This is a genomic window from Streptomyces sp. NPDC014676 (assembly GCF_043084105.1).
Classification (GTDB): domain Bacteria; phylum Actinomycetota; class Actinomycetes; order Streptomycetales; family Streptomycetaceae; genus Streptomyces.
In genome coordinates this window covers 236,880-249,816 of sequence record NZ_JBIBZI010000006.1, presented here as the reverse complement: position 1 = coordinate 249,816, position 12,937 = coordinate 236,880, and the positions used below count along the sequence as shown (strand labels likewise).

The 12,937-nt window shown below is 72.1% G+C and carries 11 protein-coding genes; 5 read left to right on the top strand and 6 right to left on the bottom strand.

Going from position 1 to position 12,937, the window contains the following annotated elements:
- Window positions 1-23: 23 nt before the first annotated feature.
- The gene (locus ACF1DX_RS19205; protein WP_391792352.1) at window positions 24-2,729 is read right to left on the bottom strand and encodes a D-alanyl-D-alanine carboxypeptidase; all 2,706 of its coding nucleotides are present in this window, start codon (window positions 2,727-2,729) and stop codon (window positions 24-26) included.
- Between the two features lie 223 nt (window positions 2,730-2,952).
- Here ACF1DX_RS19205 and ACF1DX_RS19200 point away from each other — a divergent pair, with 223 nt between their 5' ends.
- From ACF1DX_RS19200 to ACF1DX_RS19190, 3 genes are all read left to right on the top strand, one after another.
- Window positions 2,953-3,708, top strand: a complete 756-nt coding sequence (locus ACF1DX_RS19200) for a GPP34 family phosphoprotein (RefSeq protein ID WP_391792351.1) — start codon at window positions 2,953-2,955, stop codon at window positions 3,706-3,708.
- A 339-nt stretch (window positions 3,709-4,047) separates the two neighbouring features.
- The gene (locus ACF1DX_RS19195; protein WP_391792350.1) at window positions 4,048-4,905 is read left to right on the top strand and encodes a helix-turn-helix domain-containing protein; all 858 of its coding nucleotides are present in this window, start codon (window positions 4,048-4,050) and stop codon (window positions 4,903-4,905) included.
- 226 nt (window positions 4,906-5,131) lie between these two features.
- On the top strand, window positions 5,132-5,323 hold the full coding sequence (locus ACF1DX_RS19190; RefSeq protein WP_030869188.1) for a DUF397 domain-containing protein: 192 nt from the start codon (window positions 5,132-5,134) through the stop codon (window positions 5,321-5,323).
- Window positions 5,324-5,532: 209 nt separating this feature from the next.
- On the opposite strand, the gene ACF1DX_RS19185 is transcribed toward ACF1DX_RS19190, so the two are convergent.
- From ACF1DX_RS19185 to ACF1DX_RS19165, 5 genes are all read right to left on the bottom strand, one after another.
- Window positions 5,533-6,042, bottom strand: a complete 510-nt coding sequence (locus tag ACF1DX_RS19185; protein ID WP_391792349.1) for a glutathione peroxidase — start codon at window positions 6,040-6,042, stop codon at window positions 5,533-5,535.
- 201 nt (window positions 6,043-6,243) lie between these two features.
- Window positions 6,244-7,062 carry an SAM-dependent methyltransferase gene (locus tag ACF1DX_RS19180; protein WP_391792348.1) on the bottom strand — a complete coding sequence of 273 codons (819 nt, stop codon included), beginning with the start codon at window positions 7,060-7,062 and terminating at the stop codon, window positions 6,244-6,246.
- An 88-nt stretch (window positions 7,063-7,150) separates the two neighbouring features.
- Window positions 7,151-8,527, bottom strand: a complete 1,377-nt coding sequence (locus tag ACF1DX_RS19175) for an MFS transporter (RefSeq protein WP_391792347.1) — start codon at window positions 8,525-8,527, stop codon at window positions 7,151-7,153.
- A gap of 3 nt (window positions 8,528-8,530) precedes the next feature.
- A complete protein-coding gene (locus tag ACF1DX_RS19170) occupies window positions 8,531-9,451 on the bottom strand; it encodes an amidohydrolase family protein (RefSeq protein ID WP_391792346.1) in 921 nt (306 codons plus the stop codon).
- Between the two features lie 89 nt (window positions 9,452-9,540).
- Complete coding sequence (locus ACF1DX_RS19165; protein ID WP_391792345.1) at window positions 9,541-10,566, bottom strand: amidohydrolase family protein; 1,026 nt, start codon at window positions 10,564-10,566, stop codon at window positions 9,541-9,543.
- A gap of 230 nt (window positions 10,567-10,796) precedes the next feature.
- Between ACF1DX_RS19165 and ACF1DX_RS19160 the strand changes: the two genes are divergently transcribed.
- Window positions 10,797-11,468, top strand: coding sequence for a response regulator transcription factor (locus tag ACF1DX_RS19160; protein WP_391792344.1), 672 nt, complete (start codon window positions 10,797-10,799; stop codon window positions 11,466-11,468).
- Window positions 11,469-11,479: 11 nt separating this feature from the next.
- Window positions 11,480-12,892: a sensor histidine kinase gene (locus ACF1DX_RS19155; RefSeq protein ID WP_391792343.1), complete on the top strand. Its 1,413-nt coding sequence runs from the start codon at window positions 11,480-11,482 to the stop codon at window positions 12,890-12,892.
- Window positions 12,893-12,937: the final 45 nt, after the last annotated feature.

The following is a 12,937-nucleotide window of genomic DNA, read 5'->3' as shown; positions in this document are numbered from 1 at the left end:
CCTCCGGCTCGTACGTCCCCGGGTCAGGAGAGACGCGTCAGCTTGGTCATGAAGCCGGGCTCCACGAGGTCTTCCTGCAGGGCGACCGGCACCTTGACGGCACCGCTCGATCCGTCGCCGACGGTGAGCGTGCCCACCTTCGTGCCGGCCTTCGCGGTGTGCGGCAGGTCGTCCCCGGCGAACGTCAGCTTCACCTTGAGGCCCGCCCAGCCGACCGCCTTGACGTCCTCGGTGACGGCGACGGGAGTACGGCCGCCGAGACCGTCGTCCGCGTACCCGACGACGGTGCCCTTCTTCAGGATCTCCGTCGAGGTCAGCGCCTCCTGGGCGGCGCGCAGCGCGGGCTTGCTGACGTCGTTGACCGTATCCAGGATCGACGGGCCCTTGTGCTGGCCGAGGATCGCGCCGACGACGATGACCGCCCGACCGCCCACCTCCTTGCGGGCGGCGAAGAGCAGGTTGCCGCCGGCCTTGGTGGTGGAGCCGGTCTTGATGCCGATCGCGCCCATGGTGAAGGGCAGCTCGTTGTAGTTGCTCCAGTACTGCCCGCTCGGGTCCGTCCAGCTGGCCGCGCTGGTGATGGCCACCATGGCCGGGTTCCTCATGGCCGCGATGCCGAGCTTCGTCTGGTCCTCGGCGGTGGAGACGGTGGTCTCCTTCAGCCCCGAGGGGTCGGTGTACGTCGTGTCGGTCATCCCGAGCTCCTTGGCGGTGTCGTTCATCTTCTTGACGAACGCCTCCTCGGAGCCCGCGTCCCAACGCGCCAGCAGACGCGCGATGTTGTTCGCGGAGGGGATCATGACGGCCGACAGCGCCTGCTTCTCGGTGAGGAAGTCACCGGCCTTGACCGTGTTGAGCGTGGACTCGCCGGCCTTGTCGTAGCCGCCCTCCTTCTCCGCCTTCGCGTCGACCTCGATCTTCGGGCCTTCCTCGCCGGGCTTCAGCGGGTGCTCGCGCAGGATGATGTACGCCGTCATGGTCTTGGCGACCGAGCCGATGGCGACCGGCTTCTGCTCACCGAAGTGGTCCATCGTGCCGATGCCGTCGCCGCTCATCCAGCCCTGGCCCTCGCCCGGCCAGGGCAGCTTCACCGGGTCGCCGTCGAAGGTGTGGGTGTCCTCCGCGGTGAGCGCCAGGGTGGGAGTCGGCAGCGGGCGTACGGCCTGCACGATCGCAAAGACGATCGCGAGGAGTACGACCAGCGGCGCCCAGATCTTGACCCGCCGCACGGCCGTCCGCAGCGGGGTCTGCGGGGGCGGCGGGGTGTTGGTCAGCTCGGCCAGCAGGTCCAGCGGCGGCCGGGGCGGCAGCGGCTGCTGGGTGGTCCGCTCGGGGCCGACCTGCGGGAGGGAGGAGGTGGCCCCGGCGGGAGCGGCGGGGGAGGCGGGCGGCTTGCGTCCGCCGAGGTCCTCGTCCCGCTTGAGCGCGACGAACTTGCTGGTCCGCTCGGCCTCGGCGGCGGCCTCACGGCCCGCGCCGCCCAGCTTGAGCATGGTGGTGGGCTGGTCGACGGCGGGCGCGGAGGGCCGCCCGGTCCGGAACACGGCGGTGGGCTGATCGACGGGCCCCCCGGCCTTCGGCCGCCCGTCCTCACCCGCGGCACCGGCCTTGGGGGTGTCAGCCGCCGCCGGCCCGTCCCCGGGCCCGTCCTCACCGCGCCGGTCGTCCTCGCCGTCCTCGTCGGAGGCGTCGTCGACCGCCCCCGGGGCCTTCGCGGCCGGCTTCCCGTCACCACCCCCGGACGAACCCGCCTCGGAGTCCCCCTCGCCCGAGCCCGCGAGGGCGGCGGCCTTGGCCGCACCGGCGCCCGGCACGTCCTGCTCGGTGTCCTCGGACCCGTCCTGGCCGCGGGGCGCGTCACCCGCGGCCTTCCCGGTGTCCTCGTCACCCGCGGAGGCGACGGCCTCGGGCGCGTCCAGGTCCGCCCCGGCGTTCTCGGGTTTCTTCCCGGCGCGGGGCGCGTCCTGCGCGGAGACGGCGGACTTCGGCACGGCGGCGTCCGTCCCGGCGCTCCCGGGCTCGTCCTGATCGCGGGAGGCGACGGCCGTGGACTCCGCGTCCGTGTCCGTGCCGGTCCCGGCGGCGCTCCCGGGCTCGTCCTCGGCGCGGGGCGCCTCGGACCCGTCCGCCGCGTCCTCGGCCCCACCCTTCGGCTTCGTGGCGTCGGCCGCCCGTGCGGAGGTGTCCTCGGCCTTGCCGCTCGCGTCGTCCGTGCGGCCGGGCTCCGGCTCGTTCTCGGTCTCGCGCTCGCCCTGGCCGTCGGTGGCGCTCGCGGTCGTACCGGCCTCGGAGGTGTCCTCGCGGTCCTCTGCGGCAGCCGTCCGGTCCGAGGTGCCCTCGGCATCGGCGGCGGTGGCGCTCGCGGTCGTACCGGCCTCGGAGGCGTCCTCCCGCTCGGAAGCGTCCGACGCCTCGTCAGCGGCGCCCCCGGTGCCGTCCCCGGTCCCGGACTCGTCCGGATCCGCCGAGCGGACCCACGTGGCCACCGCCTCGCGCAGGCGGCCGGACTCCTCGCCCGTGCCGGAGGGCGTCTCCTCGCGCACCGACAGCACACGGGTGGCCGTGTCGACGGTCCCGCGGCTCTCCGAGGACTCGGCCTCGCGGCTCACCGCCAGTCGGGGATCCCGCTTCCCGGGAACCGGGCCCCCGCTCCCCGACGTCGTTTCTTCCGACGACTCGCGCTGCTTCGACCTGTCGGGGGACTCGCCCGCCACCGATGCCTCCTCCATGTGCCGCACGCCCCGCGTGCGCCAACCGAACCGTGAACCGCCCGCCCGCGACAGCACTCCGCAGCGCTGTCCGAACCATGTACCAGTGTCCTGTGTGCGGACTTCTCCCACGTGGTAGACGAGAACGACATAGCTACTGGTTCCACTACGAACCGGTCACGCACCCTCGACAGACCAATGTGAGAGGGGTCACCCTGTCATTCATCCACGCGGGGAGGCATGGATGGGCAGGAGCCGCAGAACACTTCCGGAGGAGCTTCTGCTGCTGGCATTGGACCCGACCACGGGTACCACTGCGCAGCCGCAGTCGCTCGACCTCGGTCTGGCCGGAGCGCAGCTAGTGGAGCTGGCGCTGGCTGGACGGATAGCCCCAGACGGGGATCGTATCGCCGTGGTGGTGCCACGGCCGACTGGAGACCCAACACTGGACTGCGCGTTGGAGTTGCTGCGAAGGCGCGGCGCTCCGGTACGGGCGGTCCACTGGATCGGCGGGCCGCGTCTCGGGCTGCGCCAGACCTATCTCTCGCATCTGGAGCGGTGCGGCATGGTGCACGCCGTGGCCGGACAGATGTGCGGGGTGCTGCCGACGACTCGCTACCAGGCGACGGACACCGAGATCAGCCGGGAGATCAGAACCCGGCTGGACTCCGCGATCCGCACCGGCGTCCCGCCGGACCCGCGGACCGCGGCGCTCGCCGCACTGGCGCACGCGGTCGGCCTCGGCAAGCACCTGTACCCGGGGAACGAGGGACGCTCCTCGCGTTCCCGGTTGCGGGATCTGATCCGGCACGACCCGATGGGCGGACTCGTCGCGCACGCCGTGATGGACGTCCAGAACGGCGTGGCGGCCCAGCCGCGCCGCAACTCCGCCCCGGCGGGCCGGCAGGCCCCCGCCGGCGGCCGGAGTGCACCGGAACCCGCCCGAGGCGTTCCGGCGCAACCGCATCGCGGATCCATGGCACGCGCCGTGGCCCACTGAGCCCGTACGTCCCCAGGGAGCCCGTACGTCCCCAGGGCTCGACGGCACGGGCGACAGGCAACGGAACGGCCGACGGATCCACGGCCGGCAGACCCGGTCACGGGAGCCGCGGTCCGAGCGGGGCGAAGGAGAGCGCACGGGTTCTCCCTCGCCCCGCTCGGCGCACCCACGGCCGGCTTCGGCGCACGCCAACTCCCGCCATCGCACCGCGAAGTGGCGTGTACCCGTCGTATATCCGCCGTTTCCCAGCGGCGGGAAGCGCCTTGGTGGCAGTCTGCTCAACAGCAGACACGCAAAGTGGCAAGTAGTACGAGGCACGCAGCCGGAGGTGCACGTCCCGTGGCGTCCAATGTCAATCCCACCGTCAGGCGGCGCCGGCTGGGCCAGGAGCTGCGCCGGCTCCGCGAGGTCAAGGGCATGACCGCCGAGGAGGTGGCGGAGCGACTGCTGGTGTCGCAGTCGAAGATCAGCCGCCTGGAGAACGGCAGGCGCAGCATCAGCCAGCGTGACGTCCGCGATCTGTGCGGGGTCTACGAGGTGGAGGACCAGCGGATCGTCGAGTCGCTGATGCAGATGGCCAAGGACTCGCGCCAGCAGGGCTGGTGGCACGCCTTCGGCGACATCCCGTACAGCGTCTACATCGGTCTGGAGACGGACGCGGAGTCGCTCCGGGTCTACGAGCCGCAGATCATCACCGGTCTGCTGCAGACCCGCGCGTACGCCGAGGCGATCGTGCAGGGCGGTTCGCCGGAGTCGTCCGAGCGGGACAACGACAAGCGGGTCGAGGTGCGGCTGCGCCGGCAGAGCCGGATCACCGCGGAGAAGGACCCGCTGCGGCTGTGGGTGGTGCTGGACGAGGCGTCGCTGCACCGGGTCGTCGGGAGCCGGCAGGTGATGCGGGAACAGCTCGAGCACGTCATGGAGCTGTCCCAGCTCCCGCACATCACCGTGCAGGTGCTGCCGTTCGAGGTCGGCGCGCACGCCGGTATCAACGGGCAGTACTCGATCCTGGAGTTCGCCGACGCGGCCGACTCCAGCGTCGTCTACATCGAGGGCGTCACCAGCGACCTGTACCTGGAGAAGCCGCACGACGTGCAGAAGTACACGGTGATGTACGAGCACCTGCGGGCCCAGTCGCTGAACGTGGAGGCGTCCCGGCAGCGCGTCGAGCGCCTCGCGAAGGAGTACGCGCGCTGAGCATCGACCGGGAGGCGGCGGGATGATACACCGCTGACATGTCAGGTTGGAAGTGTCACCTGGTATATGCCACCCGGTCGAGTGAACGACTGCTCCGAAAGACGATGTTGGCGAGTAGCGTCGATCACGCCAACCACCAGCGAGGGTTGGCGAAATCCGTTCTGTGGGTTCACGTCGGAGCGCACAGGCGGGTGACAGCGACTCAGCATCTGGCTACGGAGCGAACATGGCAATTCGTCTGGGCGCCACGGAAACGTGGACGACGTCCTCCTACACCAACAACAACGGCGCGTGCGTGATGGTCAGGTCGACCACCGAGGCGGCGCTGGAACTCGGGGACACCAAGGTCCCCGAGGGTCCGAAGCTGGCCTTCCCCGCGGACGCGTGGAGCGCCTTCGTGGCCTCGGTCAAGAGCTGACCGGTCCGGCGACCGGCCACCGGGCGACACCGGACCGGCACGAGCACCACCGACAGGGCCCTCTCGACCAGTTCGCCGTCCTAGCCGAGAGGGCTCGGCCCGTGCCCTCTCGGCTCAGCCCGGCGGCGTCGGCCCCTCCGCCGCCATCCACTCCTCGACCGCCTCGAAAGCGGACACGCTGACCCCTGCCCCAGGGGCAAGGCCCACGGTCAGCCGATCGCCTTCTCCACCGCCGCCACGACCTCAGCCGACTCCGGCTCGGTCTGCGGCGAGAACCGGGCGACGACCTCGCCGTCCCGCCCGATCAGGAACTTCTCGAAGTTCCAGCGGATGTCCCCGCTGTGCCCCTCGGCGTCGGCGAACCCGGTCAGCCGTTCGTACAGGGCGTGCCGCCCGTCGCCGTTGACCTCGACCTTCTCGGTCATCGGGAAGGTCACGCCGTACGTAGCCGAGCAGAACTCGGCGATCTCCTCCGCGCTCCCCGGCTCCTGCCCGAGGAACTGGTTGCAGGGCACGCCGAGCACGGTGAAGCCCCGCTCCGCGTACCGCTCGTGCAGCCGCTCCAGACCGGCGTACTGCGGGGTCAGCCCGCACTTGGAGGCCACGTTCACGACGAGCACGGCCCGCCCCGCGTACTGGGCGAGCGAGGCGGAGCCGCCGTTCAGCGCGCCGATCTCGACATCGAGAGGAGAGGTGCCGTTGTTCTTCGCAGTCGTCATGAGCGCGAGCCTAACCCCATGGCACGGGGCCGGACGGGCGGGCGGGACCGGCGGGCCGGGGGAACCACCCTGCCGATGCCGTCGTGCAGCCCCGGGCCCGGCAGGAGCCGCCCGGTCCGGGTGTGAGGACCCGGTTCGTGGCGGGGCGGATCAGGGGCGTGCCTCCTCGGCGGCACGCCCCGGTCGTCGTGCCGTCGGCGGTCAGGGCTTGCGGCCCACACCGCAGTAGGCGTCCACGGCCGCCGCGTCACCGCCGTCCTCGTCCGGCCGCCACTGAGGCACCCGTACGACGCCCGGCTTCACCAGGTCCAGCCCGTCGAAGAACCCGGCGATCTCCTCGACGCTCCGCACGTGGTACGGCACGGCGCCGCTCGAGTTGTACGCGTTCGAGGCCGCGATCATGCCCTCGCTGGTGGCCGTACTGTCGCTGATCACCAGGTGGCTGCCCGAGGGGAGCCCCGCCATGAGCCGGCGCACCAGGTCACGGGCCTGCTCGTAGTCGGAGACGTGGCCGAGCGTGTTGAGGATCATCAGGGCGACCGGCCGGGACAGGTCGAGCGTCCCGGCGGCGGCCCGCAGCACGGCCTCCGGGTCGTACAGGTCGGCGTCGAGGTACGCCGTCCTCCCCTCGGGTGTGCTGGTGAGCAGGGCGTTCGCGTGGGCGAGGACGATCGGGTCGTTGTCGACGTACACGATCCGGGAGTCCGGGGCGACACGCTGGGCCACCTCGTGCGTGTTGTCGGCGGTCGGCAGCCCCGTACCCACGTCCAGGAACTGCCGTACGCCCTGCTCACCGGCGAGGTACCGGACGGCCCGCCCCAGGAACCGCCGGCTGGTGTGCGCCACGTCGACCAGCCCGGGGAAGATCCCCTTGATCTGGTCGCCTATCTCCCGGTCGACCTCGTAGTGGTCCTTCCCGCCGACGAAGTAGTTCCAGAACCGCGCCGAGTGCGGCGTGGTCGTGTCGATCCGGGCACGGGTCGCGAAACCGGAACTGTCCTGGGCGATGTCCTCGGACACGGGCGATCCTCCTGGGAACGGTCGATGGCCGGTCGCCTTCAACCTAGGCGAACCGGCCATCGAACGCTGGGAGTTGAGGGACTCGACGTCACCGCGCCGCCACGGCCTCCGGTTCCTTCTGCAGGGCGGCCGTGCGGGCCTGCCGGGTGCGCGGTCCGAAGACGGCCAGGGCGACGGCCCCGACCAGCCAGGTCCCGGCGATGAAGTAGAAGACGCTCTGGTAGCCGCTGCTCTGGTAGAGCGCCGCGACGATCAGCGGCCCCGCGGCGTTCGACAGCCGGCCGAGCCCGTAGGAGACGCCGGTGCCCAGCGAGCGGCCGCGGGTGTCGAAGAGCTCGGGGGAGTAGGCGTAGGCGAGTGCCGTGTAGCCGCGCTCGAACATGTTGACCAGGAAGCCGAAGACGATGATCAGCACCGGGTTGAAGGTCAGCCCGTACAGCAGGCCGCACAGCGCGATGACCGTGCCGAAGGCGGCCAGGCTCCACTTGCGTTCGAAGCGGTCGGTGACCAGGGACGCGAGATACGAGCCCAGCGGCGCGCCGACGGTGGTGAGCGCCACGTAGAAGACGGACTTCTCGACGCTGAAGCCCTCCTTGGCGAGCAGCGTGGGCGCCCAGCTGGAGAAGCCGAAGAAGCCGATGGTCTGCGTCACCCACAACACCGTGAGCAGCAGTGTCGGGAAGAGGTACTTCTTCCGCAGCAGCAGGCGCACCGGGGTCCGGGTCGACGGGGTCTCCTCCACCGGGGGCGCCGGCTCGGGCAGCGGGCCCTTCTCCGCGGCGACGCTCGCCTCGATCTCCCGCAGCACCTCGTCCGCCTTGGCGTGCTCGCCCCGGCTCTCGTACCAGCGCGGCGACTCCTTCAGCCGCTTGGTGAAGAACACGAGCAGGATGCCCAGCGAGCCCCAGAGGTAGACCAGCCGCCACGACCAGTCGTTGAGGGGCACGACCGCGCTGGCGATGAGGTTGGTGGCCGGGGTGCCGCAGATGCCGATGACGATGGCGTACGCCTGGAACTTGCCGCGCACGGCGGCCGGGTACATCTCGTTGACGTAGATGACGGCGACGACGGTCATCGCCGCCAGGCCCGCCGAGGTGAGCACGCGGAACGCGCCCAGCGACACGATGTCCCAGGAGAACACCGAGACGAACGAGAAGGCGCCGAACCACACGGTGGTCAGCATCAGGGTCCGTTTGCGGCCCCACCGGTCGGCCATCGCCCCGGCGACGATCGATCCGAGGAACATGCCGACGAAGGACAGCGAGGTCACGTAGGCGACCTGGTCGATGGTCACGCCCCACAGCTTGATCAGCTTGGGCGCGGTCGTCGCGAACGTGTTGATGTCCGCGAACTCGAAGAAGTACGCGAAGGAGATGGCCACCAGCGTGACCTTGTGGAACCGGCCGATCGGCAGCCGGTTCAGCCGGTTCAGCGCGTTGGCGTGCGGTACGGGTGACTGCTGCATGGGTCAGCTCTCCTCGCCGGGCCAGTACAGGTTCATGGGGTTGTCGACGAGCAACTTGCGCCGCTGCTCGGCCGTGACCGCGACGCGCGGCACGTAGTCGACCAGGAGGCCGTCGTCGGGCATGTGGTCGGTGAGGTTGGGGTGGGGCCAGTCGGTGCCCCACAGCACCCGGTCGGGGAACTCCGCCACGACGCGGCGGCCGAAGGGCACGACGTCGGCGTACGGGAGCGGTGCGCCGTCGAGGGCGGCGGGCCCGGTGACGCTGAGGCGTTCGGGGCACGTCACCTTGACCCAGACGTCGCCGGCGTCGACGAAGCGCAGGAACCGGGAGAACTCCGGTCCGTCCACCGGCCGGGTCACGTCGGGGCGGCCCATGTGGTCCACCACCAGCGGGGTGGGCAGCGAGGCGAAGAAGCCCTCCAGGTCCGGCAGGTCGGCGCTCTCGAAGTAGAGAACGACGTGCCAGCCCAGCGGGGCGACCTTGTCCGCGATCACCCGAAGGTCGTCCTGGGGCGAGGCGTCGACCAGACGCCGTACGAAGTTGAACCGCACCCCGCGCACGCCCGCCGCGTGCAGTGCGAGCAGCTCGTCCTCGGTGACGTCCGGGCGGACGGACGCGACACCGCGCGCCCGGTCACCGGCCGACCGTACGGCGTCCACCATGGCGGAGTTGTCGGTGCCGTGGCAGGTGGCCTGCACGACGACGGTGCGGTCGACGCCCAAGTGGTCGCGCAAGGCGAACAGTTGGTCCTTGCCGGCGTCGCAGGGCGTGTACTTGCGCTGCGGCGCGAAGGGGAACGCGGCCTGCGGGCCGAAGACGTGGCAGTGGGTGTCGACGGTGCCCGGCGGGAGCTTGAAGGCGGGCACGGAAGGGCTCGGGTGCCAGTCGAGCCAGCCCGGGGTTTTGGGGGCGGCGGTGGGCATGGGTCTCCTCGGGAAGGGGGAACGGGGGCGGGGACGGAGGGCTTTCGGGGAAGGGGGAACGGGGTGGGGACGGAGGGTCTTCGGGCCGGTCAGCGGCCCTGGCGCCTGAGCAGCGCGTCCAGGCGCGGGTACACGGCGCGGGCGTTGTGCTCCTGGATCGCGGCCAGGTCGGCGGCGGGCAGCGCGGCCGCCTCGGCGTAGCGGCGGGTGTCGTCGAAGTGGTGACCGCTGCACGGGTCGACGTCGCGGACGGCGCCGATCATCTCCGAGGCGAAGAGGATGTTCCTGGTCGGTACGACGTCGAACAGCAGGTCCGCGCCCGGCTGGTGGTACACGCAGGTGTCGAAGAAGACGTTCCCCAGGACGTGCTCCTCCAGCGGCGGCTTGCCGAGCGCCATCGCCAGGCCCCGGAACCGGCCCCAGTGGTAGGGCACCGCGCCGCCGCCGTGCGGGATGACCAGGCGCAGGTCCGGGAAGTCGGCGAACAGGTCACCCTGGACGAGCTGCATGAACGCCGTGGTGTCGGCGTTGAGGTAGTGCGCGCCGGTGGTGTGGAAGGCGGGGTTCACGCTGGTGCTGACGTGGATCATCGCCGGGATGTCGTACTCGACCATCTTCTCGTAGACGGGGTACCAGGAGCGGTCGGTGAGCGGCGGGGCGGTCCAGTGGCCGCCGGACGGGTCGGGGTTCAGGTTCAGCGCGACGGCGCCGTACTCCTCCACGCAGCGGACCAGCTCGGGAAGGCAGGTGGCGGGGTCGACGCCGGGTGACTGCGGCAGCATCGCGGCGGGCGCGAAGCGCTCCGGGTACAGCCGGCTCACGCGGTGACAGAGCTCGTTGCAGATCGCGGCCCACTCGGCGGAGGTCCGGAAGTCCCCGACGTGGTGCGCCATGAAGGAGGCGCGCGGCGAGAAGACCGTCAGGTCGATGCCGCGTTCGTCCATCAGCCGCAGCTGGTTCGCCTCGATGGTCTCGCGCAGCTCGTCGTCACTGATCCGCAGGTCCGCGCGGGCCGGGGCCAGCGCGGGGTCGGCGAGCCCGGCGATCTGCCGGTCCCGCCAGGCCGCCAGGGCCGGCGGGGCGGTCGTGTAGTGGCCGTGGCAGTCGATGATCATGGCTGGTTCCTCTGGCTCCGGTGCGTCGTCCTCGACCGCTGCAGCCTGGCCCCGCCCGCCACGGCGGAGGAGACGACCGGGCACAGAACTAACCTCCCCTTAACATTGCGGGCCCGGGGCGCCCGGCCGCGCCCCGAGCGCACTCCCGGCCGTGGTCTACATTCGGAACCGGAGACTCCACGACTTCGGAACCGGAGACTCCGTAACACGGCCGGAGGGAGGTGGGCGGGATGCAGATCCTGCTGGCCGAGGACGACGACGGGGTGGCCGCGGCCCTCGTCGAGGTCCTCTACGACCACGGCCACGACACCCGGCGGGTCCGCAACGGCAGGGACGTCCTGACCTACCACCGCAGCGCCGACCTGCTCCTCCTCGACCTCGGTCTGCCCGACGTCGACGGCCTGGAGGTGCTGCGCGGACTGCGGGCGGTCAGCGACGTCTCCGTACTGATCCTCACGGCGCGCGGCGACGAGCGCTCCGTGGTGCGCGGCCTGCGGCTCGGCGCCGACGACTACCTGGTCAAGCCGGTACGGCTCACCGAACTGCTCGCCCGGATCGAGGCCGTCACCCGGCGCACCGCGTCCCGCCCCGCCGCACCGGCCGCCCCCGCCGCGCGCACGGTCCGCGCCGGTGACGTCGAGGTCGACCTCGACGCGCGCCGCGTCCGGGTGGACGGCACGGAGATCGACCTGACCGCGAAGGAGTTCGACGTCCTGGCCGCCCTGGCCGCACGGGCCGGTACGGCGGTCAGCCGGGAGCAGCTCCTGGACGAGGTGTGGGGCGACGCCCACCACGCCGTCTCCCGCTCCCTCGACGTCCACCTCACCCAGTTGCGCGCCAAGCTGCGCCGCCCCGGCCTGCTCACCACGATCCGCGGCTTCGGCTACCGCTTCGGGGACTGAGGGGCCGGCGCGTGCGTACCCGGGTCCAGGCCGTGCTGCTGGTGTTCGGCATCCTCGTGGTCGCCGCGTTCGCCGTGCCCCTGCTGCTGTTCACCGCCTCCGACCGCACCCAGCAGCTGGTGCTCGCCCGCAGCTCCGCCCTCGACCGCTTCGCGTCCCTGATGGACCAGGCGGCGGCGACCGGCGACACCTCCGCGGTCGTCGCCGAGGCCCGGCGCTACACCGAGCTCTACGGCGAACCGCTCGTCGTCACCGACGTCCGCCGGGTCCCCGTCGTCCAGACCGGCGGCATGCGGGCCGCCGACCCGGCCGTCGCCCCGCTGGTCGACGCGGCCCTGCGCAACCAGACCGCCCACCCCAAGGGCCCCCTGCGCCCGTGGTCCCGCGGCCACCGCACGTTCGCCGAACCGGCCGGCACCGGCACCCGGGTCACCGGGGCCGTCGTCATGCGGGCGTCGGTGGAGACCGCCGCGCGGGACATCACCCGGCGCTGGGCGGCCGTACTGGCCGGAACGGCCCTGGTCGCCCTCGCCTGCACGGCCCTCGCGCGGGCCGCCACCCGCTGGGTGGTCAGCCCGCTGCGCCGGCTCGACCGTGCCGTGGGCCAGCTCGCCGCGGGACTGCCGCCCGAGCAGACCAGCGGCGGCGGCCCGCCGGAACTGCGTCAGCTGGCCACCGGCTTCAACCGGATGGCGAGCACCGTCACGGCGGCCCTGGAGCAGCAGCGCCGGCTCGTCGCCGACACCTCCCACCAGATGCGCAACCCCATGGCCGCGCTCCGGCTCCGCGTGGACGCCCTGCGCACCCACCTGCCCGCCTCCGCCGACCGCACGTACAACGGCGTCACCGGCGAGCTCGACCGGCTGGAGAACCTCCTCGACGACATGCTGGCCCTGGCCACCGCGGAGCACCGGGCCGGGGAACTGACGGTGACCGGCGGCGCGGACGCCCGGTGCGACGCCGCCGAGGTCGCGCTGGGCCAGCACCGGCGGTGGGAGCCGGTCGCCCGCCGCGCCGGAACCGGCCTCACCACCGACGCCCCCGCCACCCCGGTCCCGGCCGCCTGCACCGACCACGAACTCGCCCAGATCACGGACATCCTCCTGGACAACGCCATCAAGTACGCGGGCGGCCCCGGCGCCCGGATCACGCTCACCTGCGGAGTCGAGGGCCCCTTCGCGGTCCTCACGGTGACGGACGACGGCCCCGGTCTGGACGCGGACGAGCTGGCCCAGGCCACGACCCGGTTCTGGCGCTCGACCCGCCGGACCGGCACGACGACCGGTACGGGCCTGGGGCTGGCGATCGCCGAACAGCTCCTGACCGGCCGGGGCGGCAGGCTGGAACTCGGCCCCGCGCGGCCCCGGGGACTGCGGGCCCGCGCACTCGTCCCGCGCGCCACCGCCGAGGGCGGTACGCCATGACCCCGTTCCCCGATCGCCGTACCGCGCGCCTGAGCCGAGGGGGGC

Coding starts and splice junctions, on each gene's coding strand:
- ACF1DX_RS19165 (WP_391792345.1), bottom strand. CDS start 10,566: ATGATCATCGACTGCCACGGCCACTACACGACCGCCCCGCCGGCCCTG.
- ACF1DX_RS19205 (WP_391792352.1), bottom strand. CDS start 2,729: ATGGAGGAGGCATCGGTGGCGGGCGAGTCCCCCGACAGGTCGAAGCAG.
- ACF1DX_RS19175 (WP_391792347.1), bottom strand. CDS start 8,527: ATGCAGCAGTCACCCGTACCGCACGCCAACGCGCTGAACCGGCTGAAC.
- ACF1DX_RS19170 (WP_391792346.1), bottom strand. CDS start 9,451: ATGCCCACCGCCGCCCCCAAAACCCCGGGCTGGCTCGACTGGCACCCG.
- ACF1DX_RS19185 (WP_391792349.1), bottom strand. CDS start 6,042: ATGACGACTGCGAAGAACAACGGCACCTCTCCTCTCGATGTCGAGATC.
- ACF1DX_RS19200 (WP_391792351.1), top strand. CDS start 2,953: ATGGGCAGGAGCCGCAGAACACTTCCGGAGGAGCTTCTGCTGCTGGCA.
- ACF1DX_RS19160 (WP_391792344.1), top strand. CDS start 10,797: ATGCAGATCCTGCTGGCCGAGGACGACGACGGGGTGGCCGCGGCCCTC.
- ACF1DX_RS19190 (WP_030869188.1), top strand. CDS start 5,132: ATGGCAATTCGTCTGGGCGCCACGGAAACGTGGACGACGTCCTCCTAC.